At 73.1% G+C, this 550-nt stretch carries 1 protein-coding gene; it reads right to left on the bottom strand.

Going from position 1 to position 550, the window contains the following annotated elements:
• Positions 1-550, bottom strand: a 550-nt coding sequence (locus tag QK442_RS36260) for an HAD-IC family P-type ATPase (protein ID WP_282698400.1), incomplete at both ends; no start/stop codon positions are given.

Genomic DNA, 550 nt, shown 5'->3' with positions numbered 1-550 from the left:
CAGGGCGGCGAGCACCGGGTTCATGGAGCCGCCGGCGCCCGCGACGAGGCCGATCAGGTTGACGCCGATGGCGAGGCCGTAGTTCTGGCGCACGACGCGCAGGGTGTGGCGGCTGAGTTCGACGACGGCGGGGACCTGGCGCAGGTCGTTGCCGGCGAGGGCGATGTCGGCGGTCTCCAGGGCCACGTGGGAGGAGCGTTCGCCCATGGTGATGCCGACGTCGGCCAGGGCGAGCGCCGGGGCGTCGTTGGTGCCGTCGCCGACCATGGCGACGATGTGGCCCTCGGCCTGGAGGTCGCGGATCAGCTGGAGCTTGGCCTCCGGCAGGGCGTGGGCGTGGACCTCGGTGATGCCGAGGGCGTCGGCCACCACCTGAGCGGTCTCGGGTGCGTCGCCGGTGAGCAGGACGAGTCGTTGGACGCCGAGGTCGCGGAGCTGCCGTATGACGGTGTCGGCGCCCGCGCGTACGGCGTCGGAGACGCCGAGGAGCCCGATGAGGTCGGTGTCGTGGGCGAGGCAGATGACGGTCTCGCCGCCGCTGCGGAGGCGT

Origin of the sequence: Streptomyces sp. CC208A (assembly GCF_030010625.1) — a bacterium.
Lineage (GTDB): Bacteria > Actinomycetota > Actinomycetes > Streptomycetales > Streptomycetaceae > Streptomyces.
The sequence above is the reverse complement of the archived record's forward strand: the minus strand, read 5'-3'. Positions and strand labels throughout refer to the sequence as shown.